The sequence below is a fragment of the Microcoleus sp. A006_D1 genome, from assembly GCF_036702805.1.
GTDB lineage: Bacteria > Cyanobacteriota > Cyanobacteriia > Cyanobacteriales > Microcoleaceae > Microcoleus.
Genome location: NZ_JAUBVZ010000012.1, coordinates 1 through 19729 on the forward strand (window position 1 = coordinate 1; position 19729 = coordinate 19729).

Annotated in this window: 17 protein-coding genes and 1 pseudogene; 11 read left to right on the top strand and 7 right to left on the bottom strand. The window is 46.6% G+C overall.

The genetic code is table 11. The annotated features are described in order from the left end of the window. Positions 1-230 (bottom strand): annotated as a pseudogene (locus QUB68_RS20360) (photosystem II D2 protein (photosystem q(a) protein)); the annotation flags it as partial. A gap of 200 nt (positions 231-430) precedes the next feature. On the opposite strand from QUB68_RS20360, the gene QUB68_RS20365 reads away from it, so the two are divergent. From QUB68_RS20365 to QUB68_RS20390, 6 genes are all read left to right on the top strand, one after another. Next, a complete protein-coding gene (locus tag QUB68_RS20365; protein ID WP_332995848.1) occupies positions 431-997 on the top strand; it encodes a photosystem I assembly protein Ycf4 in 567 nt (188 codons plus the stop codon). Between the two features lie 127 nt (positions 998-1124). Beyond that, positions 1125-1913, top strand: coding sequence for a peptidylprolyl isomerase (locus QUB68_RS20370; protein WP_442923112.1), 789 nt, complete (start codon positions 1125-1127; stop codon positions 1911-1913). Positions 1914-2064: 151 nt separating this feature from the next. Then, positions 2065-3360 carry a beta-ketoacyl synthase N-terminal-like domain-containing protein gene (locus QUB68_RS20375; protein ID WP_332995851.1) on the top strand — a complete coding sequence of 432 codons (1296 nt, stop codon included), beginning with the start codon at positions 2065-2067 and terminating at the stop codon, positions 3358-3360. Between the two features lie 340 nt (positions 3361-3700). Next, on the top strand, positions 3701-4795 hold the full coding sequence (locus tag QUB68_RS20380; RefSeq protein ID WP_332996117.1) for an ATP-binding protein: 1095 nt from the start codon (positions 3701-3703) through the stop codon (positions 4793-4795). Between the two features lie 110 nt (positions 4796-4905). Next, complete coding sequence (mutL, locus tag QUB68_RS20385; RefSeq protein WP_332995853.1) at positions 4906-6783, top strand: DNA mismatch repair endonuclease MutL; 1878 nt, start codon at positions 4906-4908, stop codon at positions 6781-6783. 287 nt (positions 6784-7070) lie between these two features. Continuing rightward, positions 7071-7439, top strand: coding sequence for a DUF4342 domain-containing protein (locus QUB68_RS20390; protein ID WP_332995854.1), 369 nt, complete (start codon positions 7071-7073; stop codon positions 7437-7439). 248 nt (positions 7440-7687) lie between these two features. On the opposite strand, the gene QUB68_RS20395 is transcribed toward QUB68_RS20390, so the two are convergent. The 3 genes from QUB68_RS20395 to QUB68_RS20405 all read right to left on the bottom strand — a co-directional run bounded on the left by QUB68_RS20395 (position 7688) and on the right by QUB68_RS20405 (position 9842). Further along, positions 7688-9010, bottom strand: a complete 1323-nt coding sequence (locus QUB68_RS20395; RefSeq protein ID WP_332995855.1) for a serine hydrolase — start codon at positions 9008-9010, stop codon at positions 7688-7690. A 277-nt stretch (positions 9011-9287) separates the two neighbouring features. Further along, positions 9288-9638, bottom strand: coding sequence for a hypothetical protein (locus QUB68_RS20400; RefSeq protein ID WP_332995856.1), 351 nt, complete (start codon positions 9636-9638; stop codon positions 9288-9290). A 30-nt stretch (positions 9639-9668) separates the two neighbouring features. Next, positions 9669-9842 carry a hypothetical protein gene (locus tag QUB68_RS20405; protein ID WP_332995858.1) on the bottom strand — a complete coding sequence of 58 codons (174 nt, stop codon included), beginning with the start codon at positions 9840-9842 and terminating at the stop codon, positions 9669-9671. A gap of 280 nt (positions 9843-10122) precedes the next feature. Here QUB68_RS20405 and QUB68_RS20410 point away from each other — a divergent pair, with 280 nt between their 5' ends. Beyond that, on the top strand, positions 10123-12000 hold the full coding sequence (locus QUB68_RS20410) for an AAA-like domain-containing protein (protein ID WP_332995859.1): 1878 nt from the start codon (positions 10123-10125) through the stop codon (positions 11998-12000). Between the two features lie 55 nt (positions 12001-12055). On the opposite strand, the gene QUB68_RS20415 is transcribed toward QUB68_RS20410, so the two are convergent. Then, positions 12056-12805 carry a 5-formyltetrahydrofolate cyclo-ligase gene (locus QUB68_RS20415; RefSeq protein WP_332995860.1) on the bottom strand — a complete coding sequence of 250 codons (750 nt, stop codon included), beginning with the start codon at positions 12803-12805 and terminating at the stop codon, positions 12056-12058. 212 nt (positions 12806-13017) lie between these two features. Here QUB68_RS20415 and QUB68_RS20420 point away from each other — a divergent pair, with 212 nt between their 5' ends. Continuing rightward, positions 13018-15741 carry an AAA-like domain-containing protein gene (locus QUB68_RS20420; RefSeq protein WP_332995861.1) on the top strand — a complete coding sequence of 908 codons (2724 nt, stop codon included), beginning with the start codon at positions 13018-13020 and terminating at the stop codon, positions 15739-15741. Positions 15742-15911: 170 nt separating this feature from the next. On the opposite strand, the gene QUB68_RS20425 is transcribed toward QUB68_RS20420, so the two are convergent. After that, positions 15912-16376: a COP23 domain-containing protein gene (locus QUB68_RS20425; RefSeq protein ID WP_332995863.1), complete on the bottom strand. Its 465-nt coding sequence runs from the start codon at positions 16374-16376 to the stop codon at positions 15912-15914. Positions 16377-16718: 342 nt separating this feature from the next. Between QUB68_RS20425 and QUB68_RS20430 the strand changes: the two genes are divergently transcribed. Together QUB68_RS20430 and QUB68_RS20435 are read left to right on the top strand one after the other, a co-directional pair. Further along, entirely contained in the window at positions 16719-17216 is a 498-nt protein-coding gene (locus tag QUB68_RS20430) for an HNH endonuclease (protein ID WP_332946494.1), read from the top strand. 365 nt (positions 17217-17581) lie between these two features. Then, positions 17582-18856, top strand: coding sequence for a DHH family phosphoesterase (locus tag QUB68_RS20435; RefSeq protein ID WP_332995864.1), 1275 nt, complete (start codon positions 17582-17584; stop codon positions 18854-18856). A 24-nt stretch (positions 18857-18880) separates the two neighbouring features. On the opposite strand, the gene QUB68_RS20440 is transcribed toward QUB68_RS20435, so the two are convergent. Beyond that, a complete protein-coding gene (locus QUB68_RS20440; RefSeq protein ID WP_332995865.1) occupies positions 18881-19069 on the bottom strand; it encodes a hypothetical protein in 189 nt (62 codons plus the stop codon). Between QUB68_RS20440 and sixA the strand changes: the two genes are divergently transcribed. Beyond that, positions 19064-19558, top strand: coding sequence for a phosphohistidine phosphatase SixA (gene sixA / locus QUB68_RS20445; protein WP_332995867.1), 495 nt, complete (start codon positions 19064-19066; stop codon positions 19556-19558). The two genes, QUB68_RS20440 and sixA, sit on opposite strands and share 6 nt — an antisense overlap. Positions 19559-19729 lie beyond the last annotated feature (171 nt).

The following is a 19729-nucleotide window of genomic DNA, read 5'->3' on the forward strand; positions in this document are numbered from 1 at the left end:
GCGACGGTGAGGAAGTTGGCTCCTTCGAGGTAGGAGCTTGCCAAACCGTGGGTGTACCAGGATGTGACGAAGGTGGTGCCGGTTAGCCAGCCACCGATGGCCATGTAGGCGCAGGGGAATAGCAGGATGCCAGACCAGCCTACGAAGACGAAGCGATCGCGTTTGAGCCAGTCGTCGAGGACATCAAAGATGCCTCTTTCGGTCTGGGCGCGTCCGACGGCGATTGTCATAGCGGTAAAATCCTCTTGCTTGTTAAAAGACCAAGGTTTCTAATTAAAGTTAACATAACTATATATTAGAAGTTCATAAATTTTCAACATAATTAGCAGGAGTTGATACAGAATCCTCACCAGTCGCGATCGCGCCAGCGAAGTGTGACGCACAGGTGGGCGACTTGAATTAAAATTTGGCTTTAAGGCTGTTTAATCTTATGACTGCAAAAACGACGACCTCGATCGATTCTGTCCTGCGCTATCAGGTTTTGGGCTCCCGTCGCTTCAGCAACTTCTGGTGGGGGACGATTGTCACCATTGGAGGCACTGGTTTCCTGCTGTCGGGCATTTCCAGCTACTTGCACGTGAACTTGCTGCCTTTTTCTGACCCGACTAAGCTCATTTTCATCCCCCAAGGTATCGCGATGGGTTTCTACGGTGTCTGCGGCGTGCTGTTGGCGCTTTACCTGTGGCTGACGATTCTCTGGGATGTCGGCGGCGGATACAATGAGTTCGATCGCTCTACTGGTAGCATTCGGATCTTTCGCTGGGGATTTCCTGGCAAAAACCGCAAACTTGATTTTACTTGCAAGACATCCGACGTGCAATCTGTGCGGGTGGACATTAAAGAAGGTCTCAATCCCTGCCGCAGCATTTATCTTAAGCTCAAAGACCGCCGTCAGTTTCCCCTGACTAGAGTCGGACAGCCGATTGCTTTGTCTCAGGTGGAAAATCAAGCTGCCGAATTGGCTCGATTTTTGCAAGTTCCCCTCGAAGGACTTTAGAGATTTGCGATTAAAGAATTGGTAATGGCGAGTAGGGTGCGCTGCGCGCGCACCCTAGTCGATAAGTCTAGGGTGCGCCTCGCCCTCTACGTTACCTGGTTGAGTGAAAGTGAAAGTCAAAATACAAATGCAAATGCAAATCAAACTTCATCGGTGGTTGTTCTCACTTTTAATAATTGGTGCGCTGTTTGTCGGGGGATGCGGTAGTTCCCCGCAGGCTAACTCAACTCCGACACCGAATCCGGCGTCTGGTGAAAGCATTGCTTTGTCTGCATCTCCGTCTCCTTCTAATGCTGTGGCGGTGAGTTCGCAATTTAGCAATTTGCCGCGTTTGGAAGGAAAAGCAACGGTGGTGATGACGGTTAAAGGTGCTCCGATTACGATCGAACTCGACGGCACAAATGCGCCAATTACTGCGGGCAATTTTGTCGATTTGGTTCAGAAGGGAGTCTACGATGGGCTGGTATTTCACCGAGTCGTGCGGGAACCTCAGCCTTTTGTAGTTCAGGGCGGCGACCCCCAGGGTAAAGACCCTAAATTCCCGACTGCACGGCTGGGAACTGGTGGTTTTATTGACCAGAAAACTTCTACAGAACGCAGGATTCCTCTGGAAATTAAAGCTAAAGGTGCTGCAAATCCGACTTATAGCAAAACGCTAGAAGAAGCTGGGGTTAAGGATAAACCGGTGTTGATGCACAGTCGCGGGGCTGTGGCTATGGCTCGATCGCAGAGTCCTGATTCGGCTTCTTCTCAGTTTTACTTTACTTTGACCGATGTGCCGTTTTTGGACGGTAGTTATGCGGTTTTTGGCTATGTGAAGCAAGGGATGGATGTTGTTGATAAGATTCAAGCAGGCGATCGGATTGAGAAGGCTACTGTCACTCAAGGTTTGGAAGATTTTAAACCTGGTAGCTGAAGGTAGTCATTGGTCATTGGTCATCAGTCATTGGTTATTGGTTATTAGTTATTGGTTATTAGTGATGATTAACAACTGACAACTAACAACTAACAACTAACAACTAACAACTAACAACTAATAATTGCCTTCTGCCTTCTGATTTCAATTTATGGATGTTGTTGTTACTGGAATTGGTCTTGTTTCAGCTTTGGGTAATCTGGAAAATAGCTGGAAAAGACTGTTGGCTGGGGATTCGGGAATTGAGCGCTATCAACCTTTTTTAGAACTTGAACCGCAGCTTTTGGCTCTGGTTGGTACAAAACCTGCTGATTTAATAAGTTTAATTCAGCAGGTTTTGGCAGATGCTTTGCAAGATGCGGATTTGACTTGGGATTTGCCTGATTGCGGGATTGTTATTGGCTCTAGTCGCGGCTTTCAAGGAAATTTGGAACAGTTGGTAAGGGAAGGAAGTTCGGCAACGGGCAATGTGCGGGATTTAACGGATGTAACGGATGGACTGAAGAAGTCCGAGGGAAGTTCGGCAACGGATTCTGTAACGGATGTAACGGATGTCAGGCAGAAGGAAGAAGGAAGGGAATTCCCAATGCCCAATGCCCAATGCCCAATGCCCGATTCCCAATTACTAATTCCCAATGCTCAATTTGTGGATTCTTTGCCTCACATGGGGGCGATCGCCGCGGCGAGGGCAATTGGCTCGACGGGGCCTGTGCTGGCGCCGATGGCTGCTTGTGCGACGGGCCTACAGTCGATCGCCCGTGCTGTTGATTTGATCCGGACTGGTGAGTGTCAGCGGGCGATCGCAGGTGCTGTGGAAGCGCCAATTACACCGCTGACTCTGGCTGGGTTTAACCGGATGGGTGCTTTGGCTAACACTGGCTGCTATCCGTTTGATCAACATCGGGAAGGCTTTGTGCTCGGCGAAGGCGGGGCTTTATTTGTATTAGAATCGATTGAGTTGGCACATCGTCGTGGCGCTAAAATTTACGGTGGAATTTCGGGTTTTGGCTTGACAAATGATGCTTGTTATGCTAACGCGCCGGAGCTTGGGGGGGAAAGTGCGATCGCGGCGGTAAATCAATGTTTGAAACGTAGCAATTTATCGGCGGTTGATCTAGATTTTATTCACGCTCATGGTACTGCAACTGACTTAAATGACCGACACGAGGCGCTGTTAATTCAGAAATTGTTTCGCCGAGGAGTTGCTGTTAGTTCGACTAAGGGCGCTACAGGTCATACTTTGGGAGCTTCGGGAGCTTTGGGCGCGGCTTTTTGTTTGATGGGTATTCAAAATCAGATGTTGCCACCAGGCGCTGGCATGAAAAAACCGGGGTTTGATTTAGATTTTGTTCGCTGTGCCCGATCGACTATTGTGAGAAATGCGCTTTGTTTGAGTTTTGGGTTTGGCGGGCAGAATGCTGCGATTGTGTTATCTGGCGATCGTTAATTTTTGGCCAAATAGGTCGATCGGCATTTAAATTGCACCATCTCTCTACAGTTAAAATCTTGTGGGGCGCGTCGGAGAGCTCGATCGCACATCCAATTTAAATCTGAAAGCCAATATCATATTTATGTATTTTAGTCAACTAACTGAGAAAATTTGGTGAAATTGCTGGTGCTGCTGTGCTAGTCTGGCTCTGCATTCCGACGCTTACCCTCCCCTCAAAACCAGGGATACCAGAAAATAGAGCCTGATTAAAGCAGTATTGTATTTTATTGGCGCAGCAATGGCGATCGGCGAAGATAGAAGAAAGAAACTGTTTAAATTAAGCCTCAGGTATTTTCACATGGATCTGGCATCTCATCGATTTATGTCTTATTTTGAACCTCTTCAAGCTGCTCACCTGTGCCAAATAGCCGTAGTGGAGAGTTTTGCTGAGGAAACGCTGGTTTTTGAAGAAGGAGAAACAGCCGATTTTTTATATCTAATTTTAGAAGGTGAAGTCGAGTTTAGCAAGCGGGTTGAAAACAATAAATACCAAACGATTGCTGTTGCTAAGCCCGACGATTTTTTTGGCGAACTCGGAGTTTTAGACGGAGAACCGCGCAGTGCTAGAGCTGTGGCAGTTGGCGGCACGACTTTGGCAAAATTATGCCGCGAAGAACTGATAGCAACTCTCCAGTTTGCTAAAGGCAGTTCGGTACTGCAAATGTTTAGTTTCATTATTAAAAATTTGCGGTCTACCACGGATCAATATGTTAGCCAGTTCGTACACAAACAAAAAATGGTCTTGGTAGGAGAAATGGTGAGCACAATTATTCACGACTTCAAAAGTCCTTTCACGGGAATTAAACTCTCCAGCGAAATGCTCAAAGAAATGCACCCGGATGATGAAACTCAGGAGTGGTGTGAACTGATTCAATTGCAGGTTCAGCGAATGTTGGGGATGGCTGAAGAAGTGTTAGAATTTTCGCGCGGCAACTCTGCATTAAATAAAAAACCATTTAATCTGATCCAGACGTTGCAGCAGTTTGAAAGGTTGAACAGAGTTTATTTTGAGGCGGCAAAAGTAGATTTGGTTTTACGGGTGACAGAAGTGATAGTGGAAGCGGACGAAAATAAGATTTTGCGCGTTTTGCAAAATTTAGTTGGGAATGCTGTTGAAGCTTTTGGCGGGCGCGGGGGGCGAGTAGAGATTGCTGTCGGACAAAGCGAGGAGTGGGCAGAAATTACGATTTACGATAACGGCCCAGGTATTCCGCAGGCAATTCAAGAAAAGTTATTTGAACCGTTTGTGACTTATGGAAAGCGGACTGGTACTGGCTTGGGAACGGCGATTGCTAAGTCGATCGTTGATGCTCACAAAGGAGAAATTACTTATGAGTCGGAAAACGAAAAAGGGACAACTTTTTACATCCGGCTGCCGAAAAATATGGCTTGAGCAGAGCGAGTTTAAGTAATGTTTATTTGTCACCACCTACTTAAGTCATAATAGTGTGTAGCGAGTTGCAAAATCAAGTAGAATTGAATTGACGAACCGCTAAAAATCTGATGCCAGTTACTATTCAAACGTTACCCGCAGAAGTTATCAACTTAATTGCCGCAGGCGAAGTGATTGACTCGATCGCCGCAGCGGTACGAGAATTAGTAGAAAATTCTCTGGATGCTGGCGCAACTCGCATCGTTGTGTCTGTTTGGCCCGAACAGTGGCGGGTGCAAGTTGCTGATAACGGTACGGGAATGGATCTGGAAAATTTGCAGCAGGCGGCTTCGCCTCACAGTACCAGCAAAATTACCACGGAAGCAGACCTGTACAAAATTGCTACTTTGGGATTTCGCGGGGAAGCTTTGCACAGTTTGGCTCAGTTGGGCTGTTTGGAGGTGTTGAGCCGATCGAACGATTTGGGATTGGGCGATTTTTGGGAAAATCGAGAGTCTGTGCAAACCCCCGCCAACTCATCGTTTAACAAGGGTGGAGCTGAAAATGCTCGATCGGGCTGGCGGGTGGTTTACAACAGGGCGGGCGAAGCTGTGGAGGTGGAAACAGCGGCGATCGCCCCGGGTACGGTAGTCACTGTGGCTAATTTGTTTGGCAATTGGCCTGTGCGCCGCACTTTTTTGTCGCCGGCACAGCAAATGCGATCGATTCAATCAATCATTCAGCAAATTGCGATTTGTCACCCCCACGTAAATTGGCAGTTGCGTCAAGCAAATACGCCTTGTTTTTATGTAACTTCTGCCAGCACAGCGTCACAAATTTTACCTCAATTTGTGCGCGGCGTGCGATCGAGCGATTTGCAGTATTTAAAGTTAGATTTGCCTGCGAGTCCTCAAAATCTGCAAGCAGCAAATTTTTTGCGAGAAACTCAACTTGTGGGAGCTACAAGTAAGCACAATTATCAATTACCTGTTGCCGATTCCCAATTATCTGTTACCAATTCCCAGTCTTTGGAGTTAGTAATTGGTTTGCCCGATCGCTGTCACCGCAGGCGGCCCGATTGGGTGAAGGTGGCGGTGAATCGGCGGGTTGTGCGATCGCCCGAATTAGAGCAAACTATTCTCAGCGCCTTCGCCCGCACTTGTCCGCGCGATCGCTATCCCGTGTGTTTTGTGCACCTGCAAATCTCCCCCTCCGAAATCGACTGGAACCGCCACCCAGCTAAAGTGGAAATTTATCTGCACGATCCGAGTTTTTGGCAAGCGCAAGTTGGTGTGGCAATCAATCGGGCTTTGCACCTGAATGATGAGGTTTTGCCAGATCCTCCAATTCCCGATCGCGTAGGACAATTGCTGAAGGCATCGGAACAAAAAAGTGCTTACAGTGTCGGGGTTTCGGCTCGCCAGAATGATGACGGCGGCGAAGAGGCCTCATGTAATAAAATAGGATTGATGGAACTGAGGGCGATCGCTCAAGTTCACAATACTTACATTGTAGCGGAACACTCCAGCGGAATGTGGTTGGTGGAACAGCACATCGCTCACGAGCGCGTTTTGTACGAGCAACTGTGCGCCGCTTGGCAGTTAAAATCTCTAGAAAAACCAGTGATTCTCAGTCAATTATCGGCGCTACAAATTGAGAATTTGTCGCGCTTGGGTTTGGAAGTAGAAACTTTTGGCGAACAGCTATGGGCGGCGCGCGAAGTGCCTGAATTATTAGCCTCGCGAGATGACTGTGCAGATGCGCTTTTTGAACTCAGTAAAGTCGCAGATTTGCAAGCTGCTCAAGTTGCTACTGCTTGTCGCAGCGCTATTCGCAACGGTACTCCTTTAAGTCTTTTGCAAATGCAAAATTTGTTGGATGAATGGCAGCAAACTCGCAATCCGCGCACTTGTCCTCACGGCCGCCCCATCTATTTTGCTTTGGAAGAATCGACTCTGGCTCGGATTTTCCGCCGCAGTTGGGTGATTGGTAAAAGTCACGGGATTTAATTGCTGTTTGATTGTTCGTTAGTCCTGATAATTCAGAGGACTAAAGTCCTCACTACGAACTAATCTTAGTTAGGACATGAGATTATCCCCAGCAGCGTAGGGGGAGCTATACCTTTAGAAATAGATAAACTCTGCTTTCCGAACTGATATAAAGTTTCGAGTAAAAAGGCAGAGGGGGAAACTACGAATGCAGGTTGTAGGGTTTCCTTGCCTGTCGTTGCCAAGTGCGATCGGGCAAGATAAAAGTATAGAAATTCAACGGCTGGTTTTCGCCCGCCCTACAAAAAATGAACTCACAACAACTAGAACAACAAGCAACAATCCTGCAAGACGACACAGCAGCAGAGGCAGCCAACCCAACAGTTGAAACTCCTTTATTCGCCTCAGAATTTACTACAGAGGAAAAAGTTAGAGTGGAAGAGTTTAAAATTAGTGCCGACGGTTTAATTGGTAAAGTCAAAGAACTAATTCAGCAAGGAAAACTCCGCCGCCTCGTCATCAAAAACCCACAAGGGCGGATTTTAGCAGACATTCCCCTGATGGCGGGATTGGTAGGTGGCGTTGCAGGGGCTGTAGTATTTCCAATTGCTGCCGTACTTGCGACAGTTGGGGCAGTGGTGGCTCATTTGACTGTGGCTGTCGAGCGGAAAGAGTAGTCATTCGTCAGCAGTCATTAGTCATTTAATAATTTAATTTGTCATTGCGAGTGAAGCTAAGCAATCCTAGACTCTGCGATTGCTTAGCTTCACTCGCAATGACATTACTCTCGTTACCAGGCTCTGCCTGGTAACGCATATCTAGAGGCTCTGCCTCGCTGTTTCTCGTCTCAGTTTACCGGAGGCAGAGCCTCCTGGTATTCATTTCCAGGCAGAGCCTGGAAACGAGAAGAGAAAAAGGAAATAATTTAATTCGATACTTTCGCCGCAGGTTGGTCTAAATAATTGTAGACAATCCGCGAAATTCGGCGCACAAAATCTCTGACAATCGGGTCATTGTAAGGACGTTTGACAAAAATTGCGGCTAAATAACGCTTACCATTCGGCATATCAATAATCCCCGCATCGCCAACTACAAAACCGATATCTCCAGTTTTATCAGCAATCACGGCTCCCGGCCCCAAACCCGAAGGCAACAGCGTTCTAGTTGTCGTATTCCGCAATAATTCTAAAACCTGTTCCCGACTGGATTCCGAAACTAATTTATCGCGAGACAGCATCGCCAGCAACTTTACCATATCCACAGAAGTTGTGGTATTTGTGCCTTGAAAATCGCCGAGCCAATTGCGAATTCTTGTATCGACTAATCCCCAACTGCGAAAACGCTCGTTGAGTTTTGCAATTCCCCCCAAACGTTCGATAATCATGTTGGTGGCTGTATTGTCGCTGATGGTAATCATTTTATCTACGGTTTCTCTGATGCTAAACCGAGTGTTATCTGGTTCGTCTTGCATGGTTCCAGAACCGCTGGCTACTAAGTCGGACTTCATAACTAATGTTTCGTCGAGGCTAACTTTGCCTGCGTCTACATCTTGATAAAATGCAATCAGGATTGGCAATTTGATTGTACTCGCGGCCGGAAATACTCGATCGCCTTTTATGTCTAAATAGTCTCCTGTATCCAAATCCAGAAAGAACATTCCGGCGCTGAGGGACTTGTACTGTTCGATCGCACTTTCAATCTGAGGCTTAATCGCGCTCATCTCCGAACCGGCGCGCATCGCCAAATCAGCAGCATAGTTTCTGGGAGTTTCTGAAGAAACAGTGACGGGAACTTGACCGGGTTTTTGTTGAATCTGGGTAATAGCTGCTGGTGGAAAAGACTCGTTTGCTGCTATTTGTTCGGGATTGGGCAACTGAAATGACCAGCGAGTGGCAGATTCTTTAATGACTCGGACTTGTTGCGGATCTAATTTATAACCGGGAGTTAATTGTATCACTAACCTGGTGGTTTCGGTGTCAAATTGCCCGACTCTAATTTCTTGAATAGCGGAGTTGTAGCTTTGAGGACTTTCGGGATATTCTAAGACTATTCCTGGCAAGTCAATTACTAAGCGGGTGGGATTTGCAATGAGTTTAACTTGCGGCTGGACTCCTGAATCTGTTGTTAAATTGAGTTGATTTTGGCGGGCATCGAAATGCCATGATGTTAGTGTATCAGCTTTTGCAGGTAGGGCGATCGACAAAACACTAATTAAGGCAGGTAACAGCCATCGCAGTTTTGGAGTCATGTGTGAGGAGTAAGAGTTTAACGGCTGCAACGTGAAAACGGCTGGAACAGTGTTCTCAACCGCTTTGTCGTTGCGAACCACCTAGCATCATACAGTTAACTCTTGCCCGCACCCGTAATTTTTATTATTTTCTTTGAGAATATTCGGTTTCCGGGAATTATATCGCATCCGGTTATATTAAACCTTTTTATTCTCGTCTCGCGTAGGTTGGAAAGTTCATTCAGTCGGGAATTATCTGCGCAGAATTATTGTTTCCTCGGCGCGAATTGTATTTGTTTTAGATAACAAATTCTAGTTGTCTGATCGCCAGATTTCTCGCATCTTCGATGGAGTCGATCGCACTTTGGGCAAAAATTTGGCTTTTGGCAACAAATCGGCGATCGTTCAAATGGTCGTAAGCTTCCCAATTACCGCTAACTTCGCGATCGTGCCAGAGGAACCAGCCGCGGTAGATTTCCCCGCTATCAATATCATCGCACAAAACCAGCCAATCATCACCCGTGAGAGCGCTGTCATCTAGGGCTACCAATTCAACCCAAGCAAGGGCTGTGCAGGCATCGATCGCATCAGCATCAACTAAGTCAGATTTGGTGGCGGTAGCTGTTGGCGAGTAAAGTGTAGACTTCATAATTTCTCCTTGATTAAAGTAACAAATTTCCTATTTATGGAACTGACTAGGTAATGTAACTGGAAAAACACTGTTTTGATGAACTTCGGGTTGGTCAAATTTACCAGCGGCTGATGCTTCTGTTAAACTATTAAGTGTATTAATTGTGAAAATCGCTGCGGTTCCTAAAGCTGCCATTGCGAGTCTGTGTAAGATTTTACTCATGGTGATGCTCCTTTTTGGCTTGATGTATCTACTCTAAAAAAAATCAGTGGTTACTCGCACGGGAGATTGGGGAGTTAAGAAAAAATTTTTTCTTTTCAAATATATTCAAAGGTTGAAGCCGTTATCAGGACAGAGTTTGAGGAGATCGATCGCCCAAAACCCCGGGGCGTAGTAAAATTCCTTAAATTCCGGCTGCCCGACTATCTCCCTTAAAATCGCTTAAAATAAGCACTTAAGGCGTTAAAATTCTTAAATTCCTGCCCCTTTCAGTGCAAGCGAAGTGCTCAAGTCAAAACGCGATCGCGGTCGAATTCTCACAGCCTCCGGCTTAAAGAAACTTAACGAGGCGCTCCAAGAATGGTCTGACCGATATAACATTAGAGGTACTCTGACTGAAATCGAGGCTGAGTCTGGCGTGGGTGCCGATACAGTCAGCAAAATCAAGCAGGGTAGAGAAGGTGCGGATCTCAGCAAACTGCGACAGTTGTTCGCGGCGTTTGAGCTGACTCTGACGAATGGCGACCATCGATCGGCTAAACTAGATGATGCCGAAGATGTCGGTGAGTCGGACAATTTGCCCGCAGCGGGGGAAACCGCCAGCAGCAGCAGAAGTGCTAAAGTATTTGTGAGTTATCGCAGCGCCGAACCCGATCGCGAGTTGGGAAAACAGTTGGAAATGGCGCTAAGTGCGATCGGGCATACAGTCTTCACAGCAGAAAATAACATTAGATTGGGAGATAATTGGTTCGATCGCATTAACTTCTTCCTCAAAGAATGCGATTATTTGCTGTTGCTATTACCACCAACAGTCAGTCAAAGCGAACTGCTAACATATCAAGTTCAGCAAGCAAAAGAACTGCAAGATTCGCGTCCTGACAAGAAACCAATAATTTTACCGATTCGCGTCGGTTTTCCGCTGAACACGCCCCTAAACCACGATTTGCGGGGCTATCTGTACCGAATCGAACAGAGGGAATGGCAAACCACCGCCGACACTCCAATTATTATCGAAGAAGTTCTGAATTTGCTAGCAGAAACTCCCGCACCAGTCACAGAACAACCGGAAGATTTAACGCCAAACCAAGTATTAGAAATTAGCAGCTACGAAATACCTCTACCCGCCGCCGAACCGGAATTACCGGGAGGACAAGTCGATGTCGCTTCTCAATTTTATGTAGAACGCCCGCCCATCGAAGAACGCTGCTATCAAACTATTTTGCAGCCCAGCGCGTTAATTAGAATTAAGGCACCGAGACAAATGGGCAAAACGTCCTTGATGGCAAAAATTTTGCATCACGGAGCTCGTCAAGGTTATTGCACAGTGCCGCTAACTTTTCAGTTAGTAGATAAAGCCGTATTCGCCAACTTAGATAAATTCTTAAGGTGGTTTTGCGCTTACGTCGGCCGCGAGTTGCACTTGCCAAATCAATTAGATGATTATTGGGATGAGATTTTCGGCAGCAAAGTCAACTGCAAAGATTACTTTGAAAAATACATTTTACCGCAAATCGATAGTCCTTTAATTTTAGGATTAGACGAGATCGATCGCGTTTTCCAATATCCCGACATTGCCGAAGACTTTTTAGGACTGCTGCGGGCGTGGCACGAAGAATCGAAGCGGCGCGACATCTGGAAAAAACTGCGATTAATTGTCGTTCACTCCACCGAAGTGTACATCCCGATGAACATCAATCAATCGCCCTTCAACGTCGGCTTACCCGTAGACTTGCCCGAATTCAACCCTCACCAAATCCAAGATTTAGCAGCGCGCCACAATTTGCAATGGTCGGAGGCCGAAGTTGAGCAATTGATGGCGATTGTCGGCGGTCATCCGTATTTAGTGCGAGTTGCATTATATCACATTTCGCGATCGGATTTAAGACTGGATCAATTAAAAGAAACTGCTGCAAGCGATGCAGGAATTTACAGCGATCACCTGCGCCGCCAACTGTGGAATTTAGAAGAATATCCCGAGTTAGCGCAGGGAATGAGAGAGATTGCAGCGGCAGATAGTCCCGTTCCATTAAAGGCGATGCAGGCGTTTAAATTAGATAGTTTGGGGTTAGTTAAATTGCAAGGAAATGAGTGTATTCCGAGGTGCGAATTGTATCGGCAATATTTTCGATCGCACTTAGTAACTACTTCCTTTCCGCTATGAAATTACCTTCCTCTTCTTCCTTCGCGTCCTTAGCGCCTTCGCGGTTCGTTTTCTTCTAGATTAATTTGTCTTGCAATTTCCGCAAAATAGGAATTTTCTCCAACTGTTCCGATCGCAATTCTTCCCAATCTAATCCCATTGGACGCGGATAAACAGTATTAGTTGCAATTACCTCATCGGGAGTGACAACCCAATCCAGCGCCCAATCGTGAGGCTGCATTGGCAAGCGCGAATCTGCCACAATTTGCAAAGGATGCACTGTTGTGACAATCGGAGTATCAGCTTTTACTAATCCAAATTCCGCCAGCATCGCCAGTTCCAAATCAGCAAATCCTGCTCCTTTTCCAGTGCGTCCACCGTGGCGCGTTACCGCTACGCAACCGACTATTACTAAGTCAATTGGCTGCATTTCTGCAAAACTCACCAACCGCCCGCACTTGACTGCTGTTTTTGCGATCGCAGCTTCGGCTAGCGGGATATTGCGGCTGTGCAAATCCTCAGCGGTTAACTCGACAAAACAGCGACTATCTGTCAAGCGCGGTACAGCCATATACAAGCGTTTTCCGTCTTGCAAAGCCCGCAATCGCACGGGAATTTGTGGCGAATCAGGGTTGCACTTGATTGCTGTTGCTTGTTGCCAAATTGGTAATTGTCCCAGCAGTTTAGCAGCCTTTTGGGCGCAGAAAAAATTGGGGATGTGATCGAACGGATCGCCAATTGATGCGTTATTTTGTTTCAGAGATGACCAAACTTCCGATCTTAATTGGTCTTTGTCGTGATGGCGGCCGCTCCACTCAGTATTCATACCTATAAATTGGTTGATTTATGCAGTAAATTTCTGACCAAAATATCTAAGACGGTTTCTTATAGCCAGTTCAAAAAGTTTTATTTTCCTGTGGAATGGGCATCTTGCCCGTTCCCAAATTTGATTAAAAGAACTTTTGCAAGATATTGAGTTTATTGTACAATGAAATTGGCGATCGCACTACAGACTAAGTTTATGTAAAAAATTAAGTAATGAGCACAAATCCCAAACCATCATACTATCAAGTCGGCGGCAGTCTCACCAATAACGCTCCGAATTATGTGAAGCGCCAAGCAGATGACGACTTTTATAACGGATTGAAGGCGGGGGAATTTTGCTATGTTTTGAATTCCCGACAAATGGGCAAGTCTAGCTTGCAGGTGCGGACAATTCAACGGTTGAGACATGAGGGAATTGCTTGTGCTGCGATCGACATTTCGGAAATTGGCAACCGCGGCGTGACTCCCGAACAGTGGTATGCTGGTCTTCTCCGCATTCTCGAAAATAACTTTAATCTGTCGGATGTTGTCAACGTGCGGACTTGGTGGCGCGATCGCAATTTTTTAACTCCGGTTCAAAGATTGAGCGAATTCATCGAAACCATACTGTTAGCCAACATTTCCACCAATATTGTCATTTTTATCGACGAAATCGACAGCATTCTCGCCCTAGATTTTCCCGCCGACGATTTTTTTGCCTTAATTCGATCGTGCTACAATAAGCGCGCCAATAACTCAGAATTCGATCGCCTGACGTGGGCACTCCTCGGCGTAGCATCGCCGGCGGATTTGTGCCGCGAGCAAAATGCCAGCAGCAACACTCCTTTTAATATCGGCAGGGCGATCGAATTAACGGGTTTTGACGAAACAGAAGCGCAACCGCTAGCAGCCGGGTTGGCAGAGATAACAGACAAATCTGGGGAAGTTTTGAGAGAGGTTTTGTATTGGACGGGCGGGCAGCCTTTCTTGACTCAAAAGCTCTGCAAACTCTTATTTGAAAATGCACCCCCCCCAGCCCCCCCTTGTCAAGGGGGGGAGCAATATCGCATTCAAAATCCGCGAGAGTGGGTTGAGGAAGTAGTGCGCTTGAAAATCGTGGAGAATTGGGAATCTCAGGATGTGCCCGAACATTTGTCCACAATTCGCGATCGGCTTTTTAGAGAAAACCAGCGCATTATCAGAAGACTCGGATTATATCAACAAATTTTACAGCAAGTTGAAATAGTCCCCGATGGTAGTGCGGAACAAATGGAATTGCGATTGACTGGATTAATCGTCAAGCGCCGAGAAAAACTCACAATTTCTAATCCTATTTATGAAGCTGTATTTAACCAAAACTTAATCGCACAAAAACTACAAAAACTATCCCCTTACTCGGAAGCGCTCAAAGTCTGGCTGCATTCTAACAGTGAAGATGATTCCCAATTGTTGCGCGGTGATGATTTGCAGTCAGCATTAGTTTGGGCTGCTGATAAAAGTTTGAGAAACGAAGATTTTCAGTTTTTGACAGCCAGCCAAAAACTGATTTTGAGCGACCAAAATCAACTGCTGCTGGCAGCTACGCGCGAAACAAAAAAAGCTGCAAGCGATGCCGAAACAGCTTGGAGTGAAGCTGGCGCAGCCAAGCAAAAAGCCAAACAGTGGATAGGAATTGGTTCGGCGGTACTAGCAGCATCGTTAGTTGGCGCGATCGGCTTTTCAACTCTCGCTTACCAGCGCTTTAAGCTAGCACAAGCAAGCATTGAAATCGAACAAAATGGCAGCGATGCTTTACTGTTGGCGGTATCTCAAAAAAACGAAAACGGCGAAGCTTTATCAGAAGCTTTATTGAGGGCGATCGCCTCTGGAAAAAGATTAAAAACTTTGGTTGAAAACAAACCGCACCTCGAACAATATCCTGCGACTAGACCGCTGTTAGCCTTACAAGTAATTTTCGATAAAATTAGCGGAAAACAGCAGACAAAAGCATCATCAATTTCCCCAAAAAAGCTGAAGTGGCAAGCTCATACAGGTGCAGTTACCAGCGTCAGTTTTAGCCCAGAAAGACAAATTTTGGCAACCGCAGGCATAGACGATAGAGTTCGGATTTGGAACTTTTCCGGTAATAAAATTGCTGAATGGAAAGCTTTGCAGCAGTCAGTTAATATGGTGAGCTTTAGCCCAGATGGTAAATTTTTAGCGACTGCCGGAAGGGAAAGCACAGTTAAATTATGGAATTTATCAGGTAAACTTATTTCTAAATTCAAAGGAATTAAAGGCTCTGTTACCAGCATCAGTTTTAGTTCCGAAGGAAAGTGGTTAGCGGCGGCCGGAATCGACGGCAGCGCTGCAATTTGTAATTTATCAAAACTGCCAAAAATAATATCGTCTAGTGTGAAACTTCCCGGTCACAACGGCTTAGTTAGAAGCGTTAATTTTAGCCCAAAAGGCGAATTTTTAACTACTTTAGATAGCCAATCTACCGTCAGAATTTGGAATTTGTCGGGACAACAGGAAAAAACACTGCCGGTGCAGGCAATTGGTATCAGCTTCAGTCCTGCCCCACAGCAGTATCGTTTTGCTACAGTAACATTGAACGGCAAAGTCGGGCTGTGGAATCTGTCAGAAAAAGAATTAGTTAGTGAATTTGAAACGCTGCATTTAGATGCGAAATCAATTAGTTTTAGTCCCGACGGAGAACGGCTGGCTACAGTGGGAATTGACAAGACTGTGCGGCTGTGGAATTTAACGGGGCGGCAGGTTGCTCAATTTGAGTTTGAGGAGAATGTTGTTAGTGTTGGTTGGAGTCGAGATGGCAAGCAAATTGCTGTAGCTGGAAGCAATGGGACTGTCTGGCTGAGACAGGTTGAAGGTTTGGAAGAGTTGCTGAAGCAAAGCTGCAATTTTCTCAGCAGTCAACCGGAGTATTTGAGCAGGGTTTCAACTATCTGTAAATAAGAACAGCAATGGAAATACGGACACGGCAATGCCGTTTCCCTACCCGTGGTTTTTTTACCATGTTTGTAGGGTGTGTGCGGTGCGTCGCTATGAGATTGTCGCTCTTTTTTTTGGGGATTATCGATGGCGACACACCCTACAAATACTGTCAACTGTCAACTGTCAACTGTTTAATTTACTTGAACTGGCGAAGCATTTACATTGGGATTTTTGACTCTTCTTAAGAGTTCTTGTCGGGCTTGTTCGGGATTTTGTCCTTTGGGTACTTGATATAATAATCTACAGGAACCGTCTTGAGGATTAGCTGCACAAATAATTTGTTGACCCCTGGGAGATGCACCTGCTGTAACTATATTATCCCAGCTTCCTTGGGGTTGCGAGTTGTTGAGAATTCCCGAGACTCTGGTGCAGCGAGTAATTGCGTCTTCTCCCGATTCATTGAAATAGTTATCGGCTACCCACAGAATAACGGGAATATTTTTGCCTTGTTGGACAGCGATTGTAGCTGGACGGCCGCCAGCAGCGCCACAGAAGAATGACGTTGTTTGGGCAAGGGCGGGACTATTTGCTAAAATCGGAGCTGCCAGGGCAATAATTGACGCGCTAAAAACTGACTTTAAAAGCCGAAATTTCATGGGCGGTAATAAGCTTTTTCATTGATGGTTACTAATACTCTAAAAAGTTAGAGTGCTGCTTGCCGGGAAGATTAGGCATTTAGGGAAAAAAATAAAATTTATTCTGTAAAGTTTTGCCATCGCCCATACTGGCTTCCTCTAGGCCTAAACTCAGATAAAAATCCTCGCGCTACAAACACCGAAGGCCGAAAATAGGTGCAGCAGGGGCGCAGCCGCAGAAGGTATAGGGTAAAGGTGCGGTTTTTTACGGTTTTTGGCGATCGCCTTGCCATTCCTGAGCCCGCCCCCCTAAATTGGAACCTGTGTTAGCATCATTAAAAATATTCTCTTTAATAATCAACAATGGGCAATGTTCTGGTGCTGAATGCCTCCTACGAACCGCTCAACATCACCAATTGGCGAAGGGCGGTAGTTTTGTTGCTGAAAGGAAAAGCAGAACAGGTAGAACATAACGGGAAATTTATTGCGCCAAACTTCCCGCTACCAACTGTGATTCGACTGCGGCATTACGTCCGAGTTCCATATAAGGATATTCCGCTGACTCGCCGGAACATCTTGCACCGGGACGCGCACTCTTGTCAATACTGTGGGTATACTGGGGACGATTTGACGCTGGATCACGTGATTCCCCGATCGCGCGGGGGAGGCGACAGTTGGGAAAACCTGGCTACAGCGTGCGTGCGCTGCAATGTCAATAAAGGCAGCCGCACCCCGAAAGAAGCGGGAATGCTGCTGCGATATCCGCCGAGGAAACCTCACAGCGGTCTTTATTTTGAAGTGACTAGACACGTTAAGAGCGGTATGCACCAAGAATGGCAAAAATATGTAATCGGCCTTTGAAACCCCTGTCGCAAGCAAGCGCGGGGTTTTTTTGGGAAAGTTCTCAGTTGTAGGGGGGGCGCCTGTGAGTGCCCGCCCGATAGTTTTGAGTTAAAGAGTTAAATAGTTAAAGAGAGAATTTACGCTCTTAACTCCGGTTTCTGGTGAGAAATATTGGGTTTGACAAGGAAGCACCTACAAAGAAACCGGGTTTAAGAGCTTTTGGCGCGCAAGTCCTGAAAGAATTACACTTCTGGACGCACCAAAATAAAAGAAACCGGGTTTTTGCCTAATCTATGGACTACAGCGAATAATTTTCGTAAAAAACCCGGTTTCTGGCTGCTCGTCCGTAAGTCCTAAATTAAATAAATGGTTAATGTTTAACAATGAAAGACCAATCCCCTACCAATTCTGATGAAACGTCTGGTAATCTCGAAGCTGAGGTTGACCCCAGCCACGAGGTTGTACCATCCGCGAGTGCACCCGGGAAACGGCGCGGCAAAGCCGAAGTTGTTTCCGAAGAGCATCGCCCCAGTCTGCGGGAGGAATTGCACGATCGCAAAGTCGAGCAATTGCGGCAAATGTTCGATCGGCACAGAGGCAATCGCCAGTTAATATTATTGCAAGATTTTCCCGACCCCGACGCACTTTCCAGCGCTTGGGCTTACAAATTAATCGCCGAAAAGTACGATATCCAATGCGAGATGATCTACGCGGGCGCCCTCAGCCACCAAGAAAATATTGCTTTAGTTAAATTGACAGGGTTGCCATTGCAGCGGTGGACACTGGAAACGACAAAAACGAAGGATTTGTCGGCGTTTCAGGGCTGCGTTTTTATCGACAATCAAGGTACGACTTGTAACTTAACCGAGTTTATTTTAGGGGCGGGAGTTCCGATCGCAGCCGTGATCGATCACCACAATTTGCAAGGAGAAATGAACGCAGATTTTACGGATTTGCGCCCTCAAATCCGCGCTACAGCCACGATTTTTACGGAGTATTTACAGGCGGGAATGCTAACTCTCGATGGCAATGTCAGCCAGCACGTCAAGTGCGCTACGGCTTTGATGCACGGTTTGCGATCGGATACCAACGCCCTCAGACAAGCTCAGGAGGAGGACTTTTTAGCTGCGGCTTATTTGAGCCGATTTTATGACCCGCAGTTGCTGAATGCGGTGTTACAGTCCTCTCGTTCTAAGTGGGTGATGGATGCGATCGAGCGATCGCTCAAACACCGCACCGTCCAGAACAATTTCTCGATCGCCGGCATCGGCTACCTGCGCTATGACGATCGCGATTCCATTCCCCAAGCGGCGGACTTTTTAGTAACAGAAGAGAACGTACACACAGCAGTTGTCTACGCAATTGTACACGATAAAGACGAAGAAATTGAAGTAGTAATCGGCTCGCTGCGAACGAATAAACTTACTCTCGACCCCGACGAATTTATTAAAGAAGCCTTCGGCCAAGATGCTCAAGGACGCTTTTTTGGCGGTGGCAGAAGTCAAGCTGGAGGTTTTGAAATTCCGGTGGGATTTCTGTCTGGCAGGAATGAGAATAGCGATTATGCAAGGCACAAATGGGAAGTATTCGATGCTCAGATTAAACAAAAATTGCTGAATTTAATTAGTCCCAAAGATAATCCAGTTTACGATCATTAACTCTGGAGTTTGTAGGTGCGGTTTTTATGCCAGCAAGAGCCTGGGAATGCGATCGCACAGCCTATAAGTGTAAACTAGACGACAGCGCCAAATGTCAATGCAGTTGTAGAATAGGAGGAAAATGTCGATCGCGCCAAACTTCACCCATAAGTGCGTAGGCGTAAGCCGGGGCGTAGCCATCGTACAGCCATCAAAAGGACAGCGAGAGTGCATTTATATTTGATCCGTCACGGCATCGCAGCGGAACCCGAAGAATACGAAACAGACGAGGAACGCCCGCTGACTAAAGAGGGCGATCGTAAAACCCGAAAAATCGCCCAGCGCCTGTACGAGCTCGAAATTCAGTTCGATCTGATGCTCGCCAGTCCCCTACTACGCGCCGCCCAAACCGCGCAAATCCTGCAAACGATCGGCTTAAGTTCCAAGATAGAAGAATCCACAGCCCTCGCACCTTCAGGAGACATCGGGGACTGGCTGAGGTGGTACAAGCAGTGGCAGGAAACAGGCAGCCGCAGCTTGGCCCTGGTGGGCCACCAACCAGATTTGGGCAATTGGGCTGAAACTTTGCTTTGGGGGCGATCGCAAGACAGCCTCATCATCAAAAAAGCAGGTATCATCGGCTTAATTCTCCCCGAAACAGGCTCCCCAGTCGGCCGCAGCCAAATGTTCTTACTGACTGGGCCCAAGTTTTTGCTCCCCTAGAAACCGCGAATCGCCCTCTTAAACCCGCATTCTCGGACGCAAAAACCGGGTTTGAGGGGCTAAAATATCTAGCGGTGCGATCGGCAACTCCGTTGAAAAATCAGGTTTCTGAGCATCCTTGCGCCTGAGTCCTGAATTAAATGATTATTTGTCAAGACTGTGACACTCTCT